The following is an 18,694-nucleotide window of genomic DNA, read 5'->3' on the forward strand; positions in this document are numbered from 1 at the left end:
TCGAACGTTTACAGACCGGGCTTTCACAAAATGCCTTGCTTCGGGGACGGTCCCTTGGCTAACCAAGGGGCTCGTCCCGGTCGATCGTCTCGCTTCCGGTTTCCCCGGCCTGTTCGGCCAAATCTTCCATCGTCTGGTTGTCCATCTCAATGCCTGCCTCGCGGAGGTCGGCGTCGCTGCCGAAGCCATCCATCTGGCTCATGCGGTCTTCCCGCGCAACCGCGTCGTCGATTGATCCGACTTCAACCGGCTCGTCGGCGTAGATCGCCTGCTCGGCCAGCACCTGCTCCGGTGTCTTGCTCATGGAACTCTCCTTGGTCAGGTCGCCTTCCTCTGCGCCTGGCTCATTCGCGTCGCCGGCCATCAGCAGAACCTCACCTGCCTCAGACCCGTTGCTGTCTGACGAAGGCTCATACGGCTTGCCATCTTCTTCGGTGGGCTCTGTGTGGGCGACTGAAGAATCAGATGCGGTATTGTTCTCCAGCGACGCGGCAACCTCACTCACCGGCTGCTCGGGCCGCGCTTCGCCCTCTTCGTATTGCCCGAAGTAATGCCGCACGGCAACCGCGATCCGCTCCACCGATTTGTCGCCGATGCCGGGAACCTCGCCCAGCTCTTCTTCGGTCATGTCCGCCAGGTGTTCGACCGTGGTGATGCCGGCAGCGATGAGTTTCTCCAGCACCTGATCGCCAAGCTCGGTCACCTGCTCGATCGGCGTCTGCGGCGCACCCTCCAGCGCACGCATCGCCTGCTCGACTTCCTGCCGCTTCTCTTCCTCGGACTTGATGTCGATCTTCCATCCCAGCAGCTTGGCCGCGAGCCGCACGTTCTGGCCTTTCTTGCCGATCGCCAGCGAAAGCTGCGTATCGTCAACGATCACTTCAAGCTGCTTCTCGTTCAGATCGCTGATCGAAACGCGCGCCACCTTGGCCGGCTGCAGCGCCTTCTCGGCAAACGTCGTGACCTCTTCCGAGTGCTCGATAATGTCAATCTTTTCGCCCCGCAACTCGCGGATGATCGACTGCACGCGCATGCCCTTCATGCCCACGCAGGCGCCGACCGGATCCACATCCTTATCGCGCGACACGACGGCGATCTTGGTGCGCTCACCGGCTTCGCGCGCGATGGCACGAATCGCGACGGTGCCATCATAAATCTCCGGCACTTCGCTTTGAAACAGCGTCTGCACCAGCGCGGGCGCGGCGCGGCTCACGATCACCTGCGGTCCCTTCGCGGCGCGGTCCACCCGCAGCAGCACCACCCGAACGCGCTCGCCCACGCTGAACTGCTCCAACCGGCTTTGTTCGCGCTTCGGCATGCGGGCCTCGGCCTTGCCGATGTCGAAGATCAGGTCCATCGGCTCCACGCGCTTCACGGTCGCGTTCAGCACTTCGCCCACACGATGTGCGTATTCGTTGAATACGGTGTCCCGCTCGGCCTCGCGAACCTTCTGGAAAATAACCTGCTTGGCCATCTGCGCCGCAATGCGGCCCAGCGGGGACGTGTCGCGGTAAAAGCGCAGCTCCGATCCGACTTCCACCTCGCCAGCCATCTCGCGCGCTTCCTCCAGCGTGAGCTGGTTGTCCTCGTCCAGCGGCTCTTCCTCGGTCGGCTCCACGACGGTCTTGTACTCGTACGCCCGGATTTCGCCGGTTTCCTTGTCAAACTCGCCGCGCATGTTAGTGGCGGTCTTGTAATACTTGCGCGTCGCGAGCGCGATCGCATCCTCCACGGCACCCACGACGATCTCCGGGTCAATGCCCTTGTCGCGGCTCATGGTCTCAATTGCCTGGTACAGTGCACTTGCCATTTTGCTGGGATACTCCTGCTTGCTTTGGTACGGCGTGCGGATGTGATCTAAAGCTCCGCAACAAGCTGCGCTTGTTCAATGTCGCGCAGCGGAATGTTGATGTTCTCAGGCGCCGGTACAACGCCCTTTTTCTTCTTGCCCTTCGGCTTAACAGCCGACAAATCCAGCGTCACCACATCATCCGCAAAGCTCATCCGGCCCGTCAGCTTTTTGGACCCATGCACTGGCTGGAAAGTGCGCACCTCGGCCAGAAAGCCTGAAAATCGCTGATAGTCGGCTGGGCGGTAGAGCTTGCGTTCGATGCCCGGGGAACTGACCTCCAGCGTGTACTCGGCCGTCCCGGGGATCAGGTCCTCCACGTCCAGCACGGTTCCGAAGTCCTGCGCAAATGCCGCGCAATCTTCGTGGGTAACGCCGCTCAGCGCCTCGATCGGAACGCCGCTGGGCAGGCAGGTTGCATCCTCGGCCGCCTTGCGCTTTAGTTCTGCGCGGCCGGCCTCGTCTTTTTCCAAGAAAATCCGGAGCGCCCGCTGCTTGCCGGCACCGGTGAACTCAGCGTCCACCAACTCCAGCCCGTGCCGCGCGGCGATGCGTTCGGCCAGCGCGCGAACGGATTCGATCGAAACTGCCAAACTCTACTCCTTCTCGCCGGTCTCGGACGGGGTTTTGGCGCAAAGAAAGGGCGGGCTCGCGCCCACCCAGTTGCTTCGCCCGGCGTTTGATCAGCCCCGGCGGAGAACTTTGCTAACCTTCTTATCCTACGGGAGAACGCGGGCCGCCGCAAGTGGACGCCCCCTGCGACTTGTGGCCCGGTTCCCGCACCACTACACTGGATGGGCAGCCGGAAACAGACATTTCCGGCCCGGTCTCGTCCCACACACAGACCTATAGATATGACCGCAGATTTCGGTGTCCGCGTCCCGCTGCGGGGAGGGCTTCTTGCGTCGCGTTTTTCTCCTTGTTTGTACAGTTTTACTGGCTTTGCCGATCAGCCTCGGCGTTTCCGGGTGCGGTGGCAGTTCAGGCACGAGCGCGGGCAACCTGTGCCCCGGCTTCAACCCGGGCGGCACCATCATCGGCCAGCCGGTTACGGTGCTGCTGCAGCCGTATACGACCGGTCTCAGCTTGAACACCGGCCAGAACACGTCGCTGTCCACGCCCACCGCCACCGACTGCACCGGCGCCAACGTTTCGCTGACGAATGTTCATTACAGCGTCGACACCGCGTCCGCGAACGCCCATCTGCTCGACATCAACCCGATCACGGGCAATATCTGCGCCGGTACATGGAACCGCAACAGCGCCGGCGGCGTGCCCGACTACAGCACCTGCATGCCGACGGGCGCGTCCGGTGTGGGCAAGGTGACGGCAACCGCCGGTGCCGCCGGCAGCAACGCCGTGCAGGTGTATGTGCACCCGGTTATCACCAACATTGAGATTGGCGCGGCCTCCACGGATTGCGTCAACGACCCGGCCAGCAACTGCTCGCAATACGGCGCGGGCCTGCCCGGCGTGTCGGCCACGGCGACGTACAACCCGAACGACTGCCTTTCCTTCGGGCAAAGCTCGCAATTAGTCACCCGCTTCTACAAGGGCCCCAAATCGACAACACTGCCCGATCCGAACAACGTCACCTACGCCGCCGGATTGCCCAGCTTCACCCTGCAGACGGCGCAGATCGGTACGTTCGACGCCAACAACCGCGGTATCTTCCTCGCCAATGCTCCAGGGTCGTCGGTGGTGACGGCGTCGCTGGGTTCGGGCGCAGGCAGCATCACCTCCAACGCCGGCTTTGTCTCCGTCTGCGCTCCGCAGTCCATCACCATCAACACGCCGAACGCGGTGAATGGCAACGTCACCGTCAACGTCAGCAATACCGAGAACATTACGGCGACGGTTCTGGACACGAAAAACGTTCAGATCACCGGCTTGAACCTGACCTTCATCTCCACCTCGCCGATCTCCACTCCGGTGTCAGCCGGCGGCATCGTGCCAACCTTTGCGGGCGGTTCCAACATCACCGCGCTCTGCCTGCCACCCACCTGCAACCCGGCGCCCTTGGCACAGATCGGGCGTTACCCGAACGGCGCGCAGTCGGGGAACGGCAAGCCCGTCAGCTCCAATCCGATTGTGGTCAACACGCCCGGTGTCACCAGTTCACTGATCTGGGCAGCCAGCACCGATTCGCTCTACCTGCTGCCCATCGATCTGACGGCTGGGTCCGTCCCGGCGCCGACCAAGCTGCCTTATCAGCCAAACAGCCTGGTGCTTACCCAGGCGGGAGATTTCATCTACCTGGGCTCCAGCACCGGCCTCATGACCTACAGCACCGCCATCAACAGCGTGACCAGCATCAACCAGACGGTGCAGGGCACAGCCATCGCGGTCTCGCCTACCGGCACTGAGCTGATTGTGAGCGACCCGGCCCGGCAGCTCATCTACATTTATTCGCCATCCGCTGGCGCCATCACGACCTCATTCGGTGGCGTCGCTTCCCGTGGCGCATGGACACAGGACGGAACCACGGCCTATATCGTCACGACGGACGGCCACCTGCTGGTCTACAACACCAACACGAGCTGGCACAGTTATGACCTGAGCCGGCTGGGATCGTTGAACGATGTGATCACGGCGGTTCCGGTTGTGGGTGCATTTATCGGTGCGCAGACCGCGGTCGACGGCCGGTCGTATTGCCCGAACACGACCACGGCCGTGACCGACTTCTACCCCGAAGCGTCGAACACGGTTGTTTCCGCCGCGGTGGCCGATCGCCTGGCCGCGACGAACGACGGCAAGCATGTACTGGATGCACGCCTGGCGACGGCAAACGGAACTCCCGTCCTGAACGACCTGCTGCTGGGGAACGGCACGGGCCTTCCCACCGGCGCATGCCCCGCCAGCGGCGCGCAACCTGCCTTCACCACTACGGTAAACACGGCGGCGCTGACCGGTGTGCAGGCGGGCACCGTAACCGGCGTCTACCCGGCGTCTGACTCGTCGATCGCGTTTGTGACGAACACGGCCGCAACGGGCGACACCAACACCGGTGCACTGCTCGCCGCGTACCGGCCCGCCGCAAACGGCGCCGGCACGGTCAGCACCGTCAAGCTGGCCAACGGTGCGACCGCCGCAGTTACGGGAGCTCTCTCCAGCGACAACCGCTTCTTCTTCGCGGGCACCTCCGGCGACAACCTGATCCACTTCATCACGGTCTCGTCGCTCACGGACACACGGCAGATCAACCCCAACCTGCCGCTGGCCGCAAACCCAAACCTGACCGCCACCCCCAACCTGATCGCGTCCCGCCCGCGCACGTCGCTGAACGGACAGTAATCAAGCAACAACCAGCAACAGCAAAGGCCCGCTTCGGCGGGCCTTTGCTGTTTGGATTCATATCGCTTGCATGGGGCCGATTACCTCTGCCGAAAGTTTCCGCCTCTGTTATCCCAGCCGCATTTTCATCACGTCGCGGCCAATGGCGTCCAGGACACCGTTCAAAAACGTAATGCTCTCCGGCGCAGCGTAGCGGCGGGCAATCTCCAGAGCTTCGTTGATCACGATGGGGTGCGGCGTCGCGCGGAAGCCAAGCATCTCCGCCACCGCCATGCGCAGCACGTTGCGGTCGACCGCGGCCATGCGAGCGATGCGCCAGTTCTGCGCATGCTTCTCGATCAACTCGTCCACCTCATCCGATCGCTCGGTGGCGACGCGAAACAGGTCCTCGGCGAACTCGCGAGTGTCCGGCTCCACGGTCTGCTTGCCGTTCTCATCCTCCCGGCTCTTCCAGAAGACACGTCGCACCTCCAGCGGCTGCTGCTTGCCCATGTCCGCCTGGTACAACATCTGCATCGCGATCTCGCGCGCTTTACGGCGTTCGCCTGCCATCAGGCACCTGCCTCTTCCACAATTTGATCGGCCTGTGCCGCGGCGGGGGTCGCCGCAGTCGCGACCGCGGTCGTGTACCCGGCCGCTTCCAACTCTTCGTTGACCGCACGCGCCGCGCTGACGCCACTGCCCAGATGGTGCCCGGCATCGCCCAGCTTGCGTGCAATGCTCACCATTTCGATCGCTGCAACGGCAGCCTCAAAGCCTTTGTTACCCGCCTTCACGCCGGCGCGGTTCAGGGCCTGCTCCAGCGTCTCGCAGGTCAGTACGCCAAAGGCATGCGGCACTCCTGTTTCCTGCTGCGACTGCCCGATGCCGCGCGCCGCCTCGTTGTAGATCGCCTCGTAATGCGCCGTTTCGCCGCGCAAAAGGCAGCCAAGCGTAATCACCGCGTCGAACGACCGCAGGCCATCCGCGGTTCGCGCATCGGCCAGCATGCGAGCGGCGTTCGGAATTTCCCACGCACCCGATACGCGCACAATCTGCACGTCCGCCATCTTCCCGCCCGACCGTAGAATGCCGTCGAGCGCGCCTTGCAGCAGGCGATCCGTAATCACCGCATTCCAGCGCGCCACCACGATTCCAAAACGTATGCCCGCCGCACTCAGGTCGCCCTCGATTGCCACCGGCCGGCCGGCGAGCACGTCATTCCGCTCCCAAAAGCCAAACGTCGTCCCGGCGATTCCCGCGGTAAACAGGCGCGACTTCCAGTGCGTCTCCGCAACCTCGCCAACGACCGACGCAAGCTCTTCCGACCGCGTCTCTGCTGCGGCCCAGCGCTTGACGATGCCGTGCACCACATCCAGTTGCGTCACCTCGATCAGCAGTTCTGGCACAGCTGGCATGCGGCCCGTCACAAACTCCACGTTCGCCAGCGGTGCCAAAAACGCGGCACCCTTGCCGGTCCCGTCATCCCAACCCTTGCCCGGCTCAAAGCCCAGTTCGGCAAACAGTGCCGATGCCCGCTGCCACGCGGCGGCGGAGTTGGCGGCCCGCACCGCGGTTACACCCTTGATCATGCCTCGATTCTACTTGGCCGGTCTCGCCACACCCTGTTCGGCCTGACCCGGTGCAATCACCGCGCTATCCTGAATAGGTGCGCCCGTCCGTTCTCGCCCTGACCGTTCTTTCCCTGTGCACCGCGCTCGCCGGCTGCAAAACCACCCCCGCCAACGTTGCCGCTGCCAACCTTGAGCGTTCGCACCAGGTCGACCGCGCACGACAGGATCTGCAGCAGATTCCTCCGCCCAGCAAGGCTCTTTACTTAAACGTGCAGCGCCTTGAGGACTGGCAAAACCCATCGCTGACCGTGCAGGAAAAGATGATTACCGTGCACGTGGTCGCGCCGGACGCCAACCCGTCGGACCTGGGCAGGGGCACCATGCTGCGGCCGGATGCGGCGCGCATGCAGATCTTGAACATCGATGCCAAGGACCTGCCCCAGGCGCTCAACGCGATTCCCAAGGAAGCATGGCCCTACGGCCGCGTCGTGGCGATCGAAGAGGCTCGCGACGCTCCCGCCGCCGCCCGCCCGCAACTGCGCCGCAACATCGAATCCGCTCTCGACACGCTGACCAACATCGGCATTGTCGCGGACGAATGGTCCGACAACCGGCCAGTCGGCAATCGCTAGCCCGAGCCGGAGGGAACAGCTTCAGGCCGCTGCATCAACCGCCCAAATACCGGCGCGTGGCCGTAAGAGCCGCCAAGATTTCGCTTGTGCGCAAGCAGGGAATTGCTGACGACGCAGAAAGCGGCGAGAACGAATCGGGCAACACGTATGCGAGACAGCGTAAGCGCTAACGTAGAACCGTATCACCCAAAAGAACCAGCGCCGGAGCTTGCGCATCCGGCGCCGGACGGCGCATCATACTACCGGAGACCGATGTATGCGCATCGGCCCGGCAGGTTGGTTCAGCAGGTCACCTGCGCAGGTGACGGATCAGGGCTAATAGCTGATCCGCCAGCCATACGAAGCGGCCTACAACAAGAATCAGTTGCACAAACTGCCTCCGACGACGGGATGACATCGCCTTCACGATGCTCCTCCTAGTGGCACGACGAAGCCCGGTTCCTGCCGGGCTTTTGTCGTGTCTGGGCGTTGAGCGCCCACAAGCATCGTCGCGTGCTTTTGGGGAGATCAGCAATCACACTATGGCGAAGCTGAAGTACAACTAATGTCGTGTGCATCGCCCGCAAAGATGGCAGGTCGGTACACCTAATTGAGGTATGGACTCCGTTACGGATGTGTGAGCGAACACGCCTACATGCCGAACACAATCACCTGCACGCTCAGCGGTGGCACGGTGTGCTGCAGATTCGGAGACACGCGCAGCACGCTGTGAACCGGCACGATCCGCTTCGGATCAAAGATGGAGTTCGTCTCTGCCTGCGTGATCGCGCCCAGCGTCTCCACCTGCGCTTCGCGCTGCAGCTTTGCACCGCTGATCTGCAACTGGACCGGCTGCGGCAGGGTCGTGCCGTTCACCAGCTTCAGGTACATCTTGCCCTTCTCCGCGTCGGTCGTGACCGAGTAGAAAACGCGATCGCTGCCGCCCGTCTTCTGCGATTCCGGCACGTCCGTTCCCAGGTACTGCGAGAACAGCGCCTGCGCGTAGTACGACGGCGAACCGTAGCTCGACATCGCGTCATACCCGATCAGGTCGCCCGGCCACTGCATCCCGCCCGGGTTCACGTTCACAAACAGCGGCGCATAGCTCGCCAGCACGATCAGGTCGCTGTTGCGCTCCATGCTGGTCATGAATGCGGCATCGCCCAGCATGTCGCCGGCGTTGGTCGTGGGGCTGCCCTCGCGCGTAGCCCACTCACCCACAAAGATCTTCGGACCGTTGCGGTCCATCGTGTCGTAGTGATTCAGCATGGCGTAGAACTCGCCAGACTGCTTGTAGTAGTGATCGTCGATCACATCCGGCGTAATGCTCTTCACCGGCGTGGTCGCAATCATCTGCAACTGCGGGTATGCCTGCTTGATCGCCTTGTAGAACTGCTTGTAGCGCCCGTCGTAGCTGCCGGACCGGTCGAACTGGTCTTCGTTGCCGACCTCCACATAGTGCAGCGGAAACGGCTTGGGATGCCCAAGCTGCGTACGGATCGCGCCCCACTTGGTGTTCTGGTCGCCGGTGACGAACTCAATCTCATCCAGCGCGTCGTCCACATACGGCTTTAGCGCGGCACCCGCGTTGATGTGCGCGCCTTTTAACGAATAGCCGGCATACACGGCCAGCACCGGCTCTATATTCAGGTCTTCAGTCCACTCCAGAAATTCCAGCAGCCCCATGCCGTCGGTCGAGGTGTAATTCCACGGGCTGCGATGCGTTGGGCGGTTCTGCAACGGACCGAGCGTCGCCTTCCAATCGAAGCGCTCCTCCGGCGTATCGCCTTCCAGATAGTTGCCGCCCGGCATGCGCAGGAATTTCGGATGCATCCCGGCAAGCATCTCCATCAGGTCCGCGCGGTTCCCATTCACCCGATTCTTGTACGTGGGAGGGAACAACGACGGTAGCTGCAGGTCGATCGTCGCGGGTGCCGCCAACGTGAACTGCAGATGATTCAGCGCGCCGGCTACCAGCTTCTCCGCTTTCAGCACGTATTGGTACTGCTTCCAGTCGCCGGTCACCGGCTGCGTCGTGGTGGTCGCCAGCACCTTGCCCGTATTGTCGTTCACTAGCGAGACAGTGATCGGCCCCGGCGTTCCGTCCACCGCGTGCGCGAAGATCGAACCGGTGTAAATCGTATCCGGGCGCACGGGAATGCCCCAGTAGCCCTCATTCCGCAGGCCAGCCGGGTTGGCCGCATCCGCCGCGGTCACGGTCAGACGCAGGCTGCGTGGCAGGTCAACGGTGGGGCCGTCTGTCTTGCTGTCAGTTATGGTGGCGCGGCCCGTGCCCTGCTCGACCAGCGTCCAATGCTCAAATCCGGACCAGTCGTGCTCAAACGTGCGGTTGCGTACCATCTCCGCATACAGGCCGCCATCGTAGGAGTAGTTAATCTCCTCCGTCATCAGGCCATACAACGTTGGGCTGACCTTGTGCAGGGGCTTGTCGGCTTGAATCGTAATCGTGGCAGAACCCTGCTGTGCAGTTGCAGTCAGGGCAGCAGAAAGAAGCGCGGCGGCGCAAAAGGGAAACAAACGCATGCCGCCTATTGTGCGTGGTCGCGTGGGGCACTTGCAATGCTGCCCCAGCGCTTAGCGCTTCGCGAGTGCCTTGCTCTTGTCTAGCAGCTCGCTATCGGCGAAGCGCCGCGTCCCCAGCGCTGTCAGCAGTTCCACCACCAGCGTCAGGCCGCGCCGGCCCTCGCGGCTGCTCACACTCTTGAAGAGCTGCCACATGCTTGCGGGCTCTTCGCGCTTGGGTCCGCTCGCGGTCGACAGCGCCGCGGCGATGCAGCTCATCGTCTCCGGCTCAATCGCCGTCAGCACCTTGCCCAGCGAGATCAGGTTGCGCAGCGCATCCACGCTTTCCTGTTTCTTCGCACCCTCGGCCAGGTGCTCGAACACGGTGTTCTTGTGCTTCACCATGCCGTGCAGCAGGTCAAGAATTCCTTCGTCGTGCGCCGCCTGAATCAGGTCGTAGCCGACCAGCAGCGCCTCCGCATGCTCCATGGGCGCCGTTTCCAGCTTCTTGCGTAGCCCCTCGCGCGGGTCAATGGGCTTGGGTTTGAATGCAATCGGATTTGCCATGGGTCGTTGCTTTCGTCTTTCTGAGTAGTCTTCGTTGCTCTCGTTGTTCGTTGCTCTCGTTCTCCGTCACTCTCGTTCTTCGTCACTCATTGCTCACGTGTCGATCAGCGCTTCACTTTTCGCTGCTCCTCACGAACAACGAGAAAACCGAATAACGAGAGAAACGAACAACGAGAACCCAATCACGATCCACAAGCACCGGCTCTCCTACACTTTATCCATATGGATCTGCACCAACCGGTCGCCACGCCCCGTCCCGGGCTGGTAGTAGTCAGCGCGCTCCCACTTCTTGTCCACATCCACGCCGTACTGCGGTGTGCGCTTGCCGTTGCGAAAGTTCTCCGGCGTCAACGGCGATCGCCCGCGCGGTGCCAGCACGCGCATGTTCACGCTGACTTCCTTGTACGCCGGCGTGTGCGTCGCACGGTCCACATGCGCTCCCGTCAGCCGATTTACCGGCTCTTCAACTGAGTTCATCGGCATATACATCTGCTTGCCCTCGACCCGATCCGTGACCAGAACGTGCGCGCGAATGGTTCCCCACTTCGATTTCAGCTCCACCTTGCTGCCTGACTCCACGCCGCGCTCCGCCGCCAGCTCCGGCGAAACCTCCAGCCAGTTCAGCGGCGTAATGCGATCGATGCCCGGCACGCGGTACGTCATCGCGCCCTGTTCAAAATGCTCCAGCATGCGGCCGTTGTTCAGGTGCAAATCGAATACGTCGTCGGTCTCCTCTGACGGCGGCACCCACTCCAGCGGGTAGAACTTCGCCTTGCCGTCGTCGAACGGAAACCCGTCCTTGAACAACAGCGGCGTATCCGTGCCGTCCTTTGCCACGGGCCACTGCAGGCTTTTCCACCCCTCCAGCCGCTCATACGTCACGCCGGCAAACAACGGCGTCAGCTCGGCGATCTCGTCCATGATCTCGGACGGATGCGAATACTTCCACTCCGCGCCCAGCCGGTTCGCCACCATCTGAATGATCTGCCAGTCCGGTTGCGATTGGCCCAGCGGCTCCATCGCCTTGTGCAGCCGCTGGATACGCCTCTCCGTATTCACAAAGGTGCCGTCCTTCTCCAGTGACGGCGACGCCGGCAGCACCACATCCGCGAACTTGCACGTCTCGGAAAACGAGATGTCCTGGACGATCAAAAACTCAAGCTCGCTCAGGGCCAGGCCTACATCGTTGGCATTGCCGTCACTGGTAATCGTGTCTTCGCCCTTGATGTAGAGCGACCGCAGCTTGCCCTTGTGAATCGCCTCCATCATCTCGTGGTTGTCCAGGCCTTTGGTCACCGGCAGCGTCACGCCCCACGCCGCTTCAAACTTGCCGCGGGCCGATGGGTCATCCACGAACTGGTAGCCCGGAAAGTAATTCGGCATGGACCCGAAGTCGCTCGCGCCCTGCACATTGTTGTGTCCGCGCAACGGGTACGCACCCGTTCCAGGCTTGCCATAGTTGCCGGTCAGCAGCAACAGGTTGCTGATGGCGGTCGAAGTATCAGAGCCGCCGCAGTGCTGCGTCACCCCCATCGCCCACAGAATGCACGTGCCCTTCGCCTTGTGAATCTCCTCCGCGACCTGAATCATGTGCTCGCGGCTCAGACCGGTTTCCTTCTCCGCGAACTCCAAGGTGAACGGCAGGAGGCTCTTCTTGTACTCGTCGAACCGGTTCACCCACTTCTCCACAAACGCGGCATCGTGCCAGCCCTGGTCCAGCGTGTACTTCGCGACCGCACTCAACCAAACCAGGTCTGTGCTGGGCTTCGGACGCAGAAACAGGTCGGCGCGCTCGGCCATCTCATGCTTGCGCAGATCGCTCACGATCAGTCGCTGCCCGCGCAGTTTGTGCGACCGCTTTACCCGCGTCGCCAGCACCGGGTGCGACTCTGATGTGTTCGACCCAACGGTGATGACCAGCCCCGCCATTTCAATATCGCTGATCGAACCCGAGTCGCCGCCATACTTCACCGTGCGCGACAGACCCATCGTCGCCGGCGTCTGGCAATACCGCGAGCAGTTGTCGATGTTGTTGGTCCCGATCACACCGCGGGCCAGCTTTTGCATCACGTAGCTTTCCTCGTTCGTGCACTTCGACGAAGCGATAAACGCCAGCGCGTCCGGGCCGTGCTTCTCCTTGATCTCGGTAAACTTCGACGCGATCAGGTCCAGCGCCTCGTCCCAGGTCGCTTCCACAAACGTGTCACCGCCCGACTTCGGGTCATGTTTGCGGATCAGCGGCGTGTGCAGCCGGTTCGTCGCGTTCACAAAGTCGTAGCCGAACTTGCCTTTCACGCACGTGCTGATTCCGTTCGCCGGCCCGTGCTCCGGCTCAATCTTCAGGATGTGCCGGTCACGCGTCCACACCTCAAAGCTGCAGCCCACGCCGCAATAGGTGCACACGGTTTTGGTGCGCTTCACGCGCGCCTCGCGCATCTTCGATTCCATGTCACTCAGCGCCAGAATCGGCGGATAGCCCGTCTCCGGCTCCACCCCCTTGATCACCTCGATCATGTCGTCCAGCACCTTAACGGGCAGGTTCGTCAGGTAGCCCGCATGGCCAAGCATCGACTTTTCCATCAAGGCATTGCACGGGCACACCGTGATGCAATGCCCACAGCTCACGCACGACGACCCCGCAATCTGTTCGCCGCCGTCCCACAGCACACGCGGATGCTGCATCGTCCAATCGATCGTCAGCGTCTCGTTCACCTGCACGTCCTGGCAGGCCTCCACGCAGCGCCCGCACAGAATGCACTGGTCCGGGTCGTAGCGATAGAACGGATTCGAGTGGTCCTGCGGATACGGCTTGTGCTGGTACGGCCGCGCCTGGTGCATCAGGTTCATCTCGCCCACGGCGTTGTGTACCGTGCAGTTGCCGTTGCTGTTGTCGCACACCGTGCAGTACAGGTCGTGGTTCTGCAGCACACGGTCCATCGCCTCGTGTTGCGCCGCATACGCACGCGGCGACTCGGTCGTCACGCGCATGCCGCCGAAGACCTCCGTCGCACACGCCCGCATCAGCGATCCGTCCACCTCGACCATGCACGTGTCGCACGTTTGAATTGGACCAAGCTGCGAGTGGTAGCAAAGCTGCGGCACGCTGTGGTACTCACCCGAACCCTGCTCTACCGAAGAATCCGGCGAAAACATGGGATGGTACTGCGGCGACGAGCTATGCCCCTCGCCGAACTCTGCATCGAACTGCCGCGCATTGCGCTCGCCGGGCGACAGCCGCTGGTCCTCAGCGTGGTCGCCAGCCTCGCGCAGCGTGTCGTTCGCCAGACCCGCGGCGCGGTTCAGCGCCTCAATCAGGATCTCGCCTTCCGCAGCGGGGACAATCCGCCCGTTGACAAGAATTTGCGTCGTCAAAGGACGATCCAGCGGCGTATTGAGCAGGCGGGGTTCCAGCGGCATGCAACCTATGATGCACCTTGCGCGTGCGGCGCGAGGCACCGGGACAGCAGCCCGTAGCGAACGCGGCATCCCACACTGGCATGAACCACCGGTCCCTGGGCGATATCCGCATCGGTATCTCCGGCTGGCGCTACCGGCCATGGCGCGGCGTCTACTACCCGCCGAAGCTGCCGCAGCGCCGCGAGCTTGAGTTCGCCGCGCAGGACTTCAACTCCGTCGAAATCAACGGCACCTTTTACTCCATGCAGCGGCCCGAAAGCTTTCGCCGCTGGCACGGGGAAACGCCGGACGACTTCGTCTTCGCCATCAAAGGCGCCCGCTTCATCACGCACATGAAGAAGCTGCGTGCTGTCGAACCGGCACTGGCAAACTTCTTCGCGCAGGGCCTGCTCGCACTCGGCCGCAAGCTGGGACCGATTCTCTGGCAACTTCCGCCGCAGCTCGCCTTCGACGCGGACCGCCTCGCCGCCTTCTTCAACCTCTTGCCACGGACACACGCCGATGCCGCCGTCCTGGCGCACGACCACGCACCCCGCTTTCACGGCCGCGCTGTCGTGGAAGCCGAAGCTCGCGGCACCATCCGCCACTGCGTTGAGGTACGCCACCCCAGCTTCATCACACCCGCGTTCGCCACGCTTCTGCGCAAACACAAGGTCGGCCTCGTCGTCGCCGACACCGTCGACTGGCCGCTGCTCTTCGACATCACCGCCGACTTCATCTACTGCCGCCTGCACGGCTCCGAACAGCTCTACACATCCGGCTACGAAACCGACGCCATCGACCGCTGGGCCGAGCGCATGGTCAGCTGGTCACGCGGCCAGGAGGTGCCCGACGAGGCCGAGCACTGCACCCCGCGCGGCATCCATTGCCACCCCAAACAGCACGCACGCCCAGCCAGGGCGCGCGACGTCTTCTGCTACTTCGATAACGACGTCAAAGTCCGCGCCCCCTTCGACGCCCGCGCCCTCCGCACCCGCGTCAACGCGCTCCAAGGGAACGCCTACTCGTTGCAGGCGTAAGCATTGTCATTTCGACCGGAGCAGGACAGCTTCACCGTCCTGCGTAGCGAAGAAACCTGTATTTGTTTCCGCGACACAAATGCTGCGGGCGAGGAACGCACCAACTACCCCGCCCGATGCCGCCCACCCAGCCCCGTCAACGCCGCAATCGCCCGATCCTGCCAGGCCGTCAGCTCTTCCTCCCGCAACGTCCGCTCATTGGACTGAAACACCATGCGCAGCAGCAGCGAATACTCACCCTGCGGAATACTCTTGCCCTTCGGATCGCGAAAAATCTCCACCGGCGCAAGCGACACCATCTCCGGAACCTCCAACCCGCGCAGCGCTCCCGCAACGTCCGCCCACTGCACGCGATCCGCGAAGACAAACGACAAATCGCGCTCCACAGCCTGAAAGCGCGAAGGCTCCACCGCGGCGGGATTGCGCAACGGATACGCAAACAGCGCCGGCACATCCACCTCGGCCAGCACCACCGTCTCTCGCAGCTTGCGCTTGTCACGTTCCGTCGCGCTTAGCTCACCAACAAAGCCCAACGTGGCACCCCCCAGCGAAACCCGCGCACCACGGCCCGGCTCCATCCAGGCGGGCAGCGCATCCCCGCTGAACCGTGCCTGCGGCGTCACAAACCGCGACAGGAGCTCCTCCACCGCACCCTTTACCTCAAAAAACAAAGCATCGCCAGCGCACACCGTCTTCGTTGCACTCGCCGCCCCGTACGCCCCCAGCGACAGCGCGGGCGTTTCACTCACCTCAGCCGTCGACCCGCTGAACACCGTGCCGTACTCGAACAGCCGCGCCGCGCCCATATCCCGATTCGTATTCAGCGCAAGCATGCTCGCCATGCCCGGCAGCAGCGACGGCCGTAGCACCCCGGCCTCCGCGCTCAACGGATTTCCCATCGGCACCGCGCTCGCGGTGGTAAACAGGGCACTGTCTTCGACCGACGCAAACGTGCTCGAGATCGCCTCGGTATACCCCAGCGCCAGCAACGTCTCGCGTACCTTGTCCTCCCGCGAAGCGTGAGGCAGCGCGATCACACCGCCGCTGAACGAGGGCAGCGTGTCCGCAAATCCGTTGTAGCCGTAAACGCGCGCGATCTCCTCAATCAGGTCAATCTCGCGCTCCAAATCCAGCCGCCACGAAGGCAGCGTGACCTCGAAGGCATCGCCCTCCGGCGTCGGCCGCAAGTGGCACCCCAGCGCCTCCAGGTACTGCTCGATCTTGTCCTCCGGAACCACATGGCCGGCCGGTCCCGCCTTCAACGTCGTGCCCAGCAGCTGCTGCGCCCGCGCCACGTTGAGCAACACACGCGGTCGTTGCGTGGTCCGCGCCTCCCACTCGGGCACGACGACGTCCGTCATCTCACCCTCGGCCGCGCCGCCGCATGCCGCCAGCACCGCGCGCGTCACCAGCCGGTTCGCCACGCCGCATGCGCCCAGGTCCGCGCCGCGTTCATACCGGTGCGAAGCATCCGTGTGCAACCCATGCCGCCGCGAGCTCGCCCGAATCGCCGCGGGCGAAAACCACGCCGCCTCCACCAGGATGTTCTTCGTCGCCTCCGTCACGCGCGAATCCCAGCCGCCCATCACGCCGGCCAGGCTCAGCGCCTTCTTCTCATCGGCAATGACCAGATCTTCCCCGGTCAACACTTTCTCGGACCCATCCAGCAGCTTGATGCGCTCGCCATCCCGAGCGCGCCGCACCACAACAGCGCCCTCAATCGTGCCGAGATCGAACACGTGCGTCGGATGCCCCATCGCCAGCCAGTTGTAGTTCGTCGCATCCACCGCATTGCTGATCGGCTTCTGCCCCAGCGCCAGAAACCGCTCCGCCACAACGCCGCTCGAATCACCCACCGTCACACCACGCACCACCTGCGCCGTGAACCTACCGCACAGCTCCGCCGCCTCCACGCGCACCGGGTACCCGGCACCTTGGGCCTCGGAAAGCGTCGTCATTCCGGCCGGGGAACGCGCGACAGTTTGCGGGTTCGGAGTGGACTCGGTGCTTGCACCGGCACCTGCTGTTCCCTCCGCATTCGCAACCCGCCGGTCCTCCAGCGTCAGCAGCGGCACACCATAGATCGCCGCCGCCTCCCGCGCAATGCCGTAGTGGTTCATCGCATCCACGCGGTTCGTCGTGATGTCCATCTCAAACAAATGGCCACCCTCCGGCAGCGCATGCACGCCTTCCACCGCAATGCCGCGCAGCGTCAGGTCCTCGGCCAACTGCCGGTCCGAAACGTCCAGCGCGGGCAAATACTCGCGCAGCCAACTCGATAAAACGTTCACGTCGTCGCGCCTTTACAGAAATTGATCGAGGAACCGCAGATCGCCCGAGTAAAACTGCCCAATGTCGCCCACGCCGTACTTCATCATCGCGATGCGTTCCACGCCCATGCCGAAAGCGAAGCCGCTGATACCGGGAACGTCAAACGCGGGTGCCAGGCCGTTCTCCACCCGCCGCGCATCCACCGCCTGAAACACCGCGGGATCGACCATGCCGCACCCAAGCAGCTCAATCCATCCGCTCCACTTGCACTTCCGGCATCCATTCCCCCCGCAAAACGGACAAGAAATCTGCACATCCGCACTCGGCTCCGTGAACGGGAAAAATGAAGGGAAGAATCTCGTCTTCACGCTCGACCCAAAGAATGCCTTCATCGCGTGATCCAGCGTCCCCTTCAAATCACTGAACGTAATCCCGCGATCCACGCACAACCCTTCCACCTGGTGAAAAATCGGCGAATGCGTCGCGTCGCTCTCATCATTGCGATGTACCTTGCCCGGAATCACCAGCCGCAGCGGCGGATCGTTCGCCACCATGCTGCGAATCTGTACGGGCGAGGTATGCGTGCGCATCAGGTATCGCTCGCGCAGCGGCTTGCTCTCCTGATCGGCCACCACAAGCGTGTCCTGCGTATCGCGCGCCGGGTGGTTCGGCGGAAAGTTCAGCGCCTCGAAATTGTAGAAGTCCGTCTCGACCTCCGGCCCCACGCCGACCGAGTACCCCAGCGCCGCAAAGACCGCCACCATCTCGCGCATCGTCCGCGTCAACGGATGCTCCACGCCGACGCTGCGCCGAATTCCTGGCAGGGACAAATCGAGGTTGCTCGATTGAAGCTGGCTAGAGGAATGGAAATCCTTTCCCCGTTCTATTTCAAATCGGCGTTCATTGAGAGTGCGTTCAACTCCTCCCGCGAAGTTCTTGAACTGCTTCCCGAAAACAGGCTTCAGTTCACGAGGGAGCTCGCGAACCCAACTCGCGACGCCTTTGTTGATGAGTCCCGCCTTGTCCCCAAACCAGCGAACTCGGAAGGCTTCCAACATCTCAGCGTCCGAAACCGAATCGATCTCTTCGTTGAAGCGAGCCTCGACCTGCGCGACAGCATCTCCGATCTTTTGTTCGCTCGTGAGGCCCTTCACATCCGGCAATGACCAACTCAAGCAGCCACCGCCAGCGTACGCACCCGCGCCTCCGGTTGCGGAATGTCGCAGCCACTCTCCCGCAGGCCCTCCAGATGAAACTCGATACCCTCGCGGATCAACTGTTCCGTTTCTTCAAACGTTTCCGCGCCCACGCCCAGGCCGGGAAGATCGGGCACGTATGCGCTCCATCCCGTGGATGTTTTCTCAAACACAGCTGCGTACTCTTTCATTGCGCGAGGCCCGCCTGCTTTCAGGATGCTTTTCTGAGTGCCCTCTTTCAACTCGATCGAGGGATGGCCAGCGACGGTCACCACGCCACTCTTGGCGGGATGCTTGAACTGGCGATGACTGCCGCACTGCCTGTCGAGCCGCCACCCATCGTCGTGCAGCAGGCGCAGGATCTCGCGAACCTTCATCGGTAAAAGTGTACTGG

13 protein-coding genes are annotated in these 18,694 nt (G+C 62.8%); 3 read left to right on the forward strand and 10 right to left on the reverse strand.

The window, feature by feature from the left end:
* Positions 1–58 precede the first annotated feature (58 nt).
* Both nusA and rimP read right to left on the reverse strand, forming a co-directional pair.
* A complete protein-coding gene (nusA, locus tag ACOFKT_RS00935; protein ID WP_419805576.1) occupies positions 59–1,810 on the reverse strand; it encodes a transcription termination factor NusA in 1,752 nt (583 codons plus the stop codon).
* 47 nt (positions 1,811–1,857) lie between these two features.
* Positions 1,858–2,442, reverse strand: coding sequence for a ribosome maturation factor RimP (rimP, locus tag ACOFKT_RS00940; protein WP_419805577.1), 585 nt, complete (start codon positions 2,440–2,442; stop codon positions 1,858–1,860).
* 349 nt (positions 2,443–2,791) lie between these two features.
* On the opposite strand from rimP, the gene ACOFKT_RS00945 reads away from it, so the two are divergent.
* Positions 2,792–5,143, forward strand: coding sequence for a hypothetical protein (locus ACOFKT_RS00945; RefSeq protein WP_419805578.1), 2,352 nt, complete (start codon positions 2,792–2,794; stop codon positions 5,141–5,143).
* Positions 5,144–5,251: 108 nt separating this feature from the next.
* Here the strand turns inward: ACOFKT_RS00945 and nusB are convergent, their stop codons facing one another.
* Positions 5,252–5,695, reverse strand: a complete 444-nt coding sequence (nusB, locus tag ACOFKT_RS00950) for a transcription antitermination factor NusB (RefSeq protein ID WP_419805579.1) — start codon at positions 5,693–5,695, stop codon at positions 5,252–5,254.
* A complete protein-coding gene (gene ribH, locus ACOFKT_RS00955) occupies positions 5,695–6,714 on the reverse strand; it encodes a 6,7-dimethyl-8-ribityllumazine synthase (protein ID WP_419805580.1) in 1,020 nt (339 codons plus the stop codon). Before ribH ends, nusB begins: the two co-directional genes overlap by 1 nt.
* Before the next feature lie 77 nt (positions 6,715–6,791).
* On the opposite strand from ribH, the gene ACOFKT_RS00960 reads away from it, so the two are divergent.
* Positions 6,792–7,328 carry a hypothetical protein gene (locus ACOFKT_RS00960; RefSeq protein ID WP_419805581.1) on the forward strand — a complete coding sequence of 179 codons (537 nt, stop codon included), beginning with the start codon at positions 6,792–6,794 and terminating at the stop codon, positions 7,326–7,328.
* 630 nt (positions 7,329–7,958) lie between these two features.
* Here the strand turns inward: ACOFKT_RS00960 and ACOFKT_RS00965 are convergent.
* The 3 genes from ACOFKT_RS00965 to fdhF all read right to left on the reverse strand — a co-directional run bounded on the left by ACOFKT_RS00965 (position 7,959) and on the right by fdhF (position 13,814).
* Positions 7,959–9,851: an alpha-L-arabinofuranosidase C-terminal domain-containing protein gene (locus ACOFKT_RS00965; protein WP_419805582.1), complete on the reverse strand. Its 1,893-nt coding sequence runs from the start codon at positions 9,849–9,851 to the stop codon at positions 7,959–7,961.
* 51 nt (positions 9,852–9,902) lie between these two features.
* Positions 9,903–10,397, reverse strand: a complete 495-nt coding sequence (locus ACOFKT_RS00970) for a DUF1641 domain-containing protein (RefSeq protein WP_419805583.1) — start codon at positions 10,395–10,397, stop codon at positions 9,903–9,905.
* Positions 10,398–10,604: 207 nt separating this feature from the next.
* Positions 10,605–13,814 (reverse strand): formate dehydrogenase subunit alpha, encoded by a 3,210-nt coding sequence (fdhF, locus tag ACOFKT_RS00975; RefSeq protein WP_419805584.1) that lies wholly within the window; start codon positions 13,812–13,814, stop codon positions 10,605–10,607.
* A gap of 80 nt (positions 13,815–13,894) precedes the next feature.
* Here fdhF and ACOFKT_RS00980 point away from each other — a divergent pair, with 80 nt between their 5' ends.
* Positions 13,895–14,833 (forward strand): DUF72 domain-containing protein, encoded by a 939-nt coding sequence (locus ACOFKT_RS00980; RefSeq protein WP_419805585.1) that lies wholly within the window; start codon positions 13,895–13,897, stop codon positions 14,831–14,833.
* A 104-nt stretch (positions 14,834–14,937) separates the two neighbouring features.
* On the opposite strand, the gene pheT is transcribed toward ACOFKT_RS00980, so the two are convergent.
* From pheT to ACOFKT_RS00995, 3 genes are read right to left on the reverse strand one after another with little or no spacing between them, the layout of a single operon-like run.
* A complete protein-coding gene (pheT, locus tag ACOFKT_RS00985; protein WP_419805586.1) occupies positions 14,938–17,124 on the reverse strand; it encodes a phenylalanine--tRNA ligase subunit beta in 2,187 nt (728 codons plus the stop codon).
* Between the two features lie 12 nt (positions 17,125–17,136).
* A complete protein-coding gene (gene pheS / locus ACOFKT_RS00990; RefSeq protein ID WP_419807068.1) occupies positions 17,137–18,231 on the reverse strand; it encodes a phenylalanine--tRNA ligase subunit alpha in 1,095 nt (364 codons plus the stop codon).
* Positions 18,232–18,275: 44 nt separating this feature from the next.
* Complete coding sequence (locus tag ACOFKT_RS00995) at positions 18,276–18,677, reverse strand: type II toxin-antitoxin system HicA family toxin (RefSeq protein WP_419805587.1); 402 nt, start codon at positions 18,675–18,677, stop codon at positions 18,276–18,278.
* Positions 18,678–18,694: the final 17 nt, after the last annotated feature.

This window comes from Terriglobus sp. (genome assembly GCF_965201105.1).
Classification (GTDB): domain Bacteria; phylum Acidobacteriota; class Terriglobia; order Terriglobales; family Acidobacteriaceae; genus Terriglobus.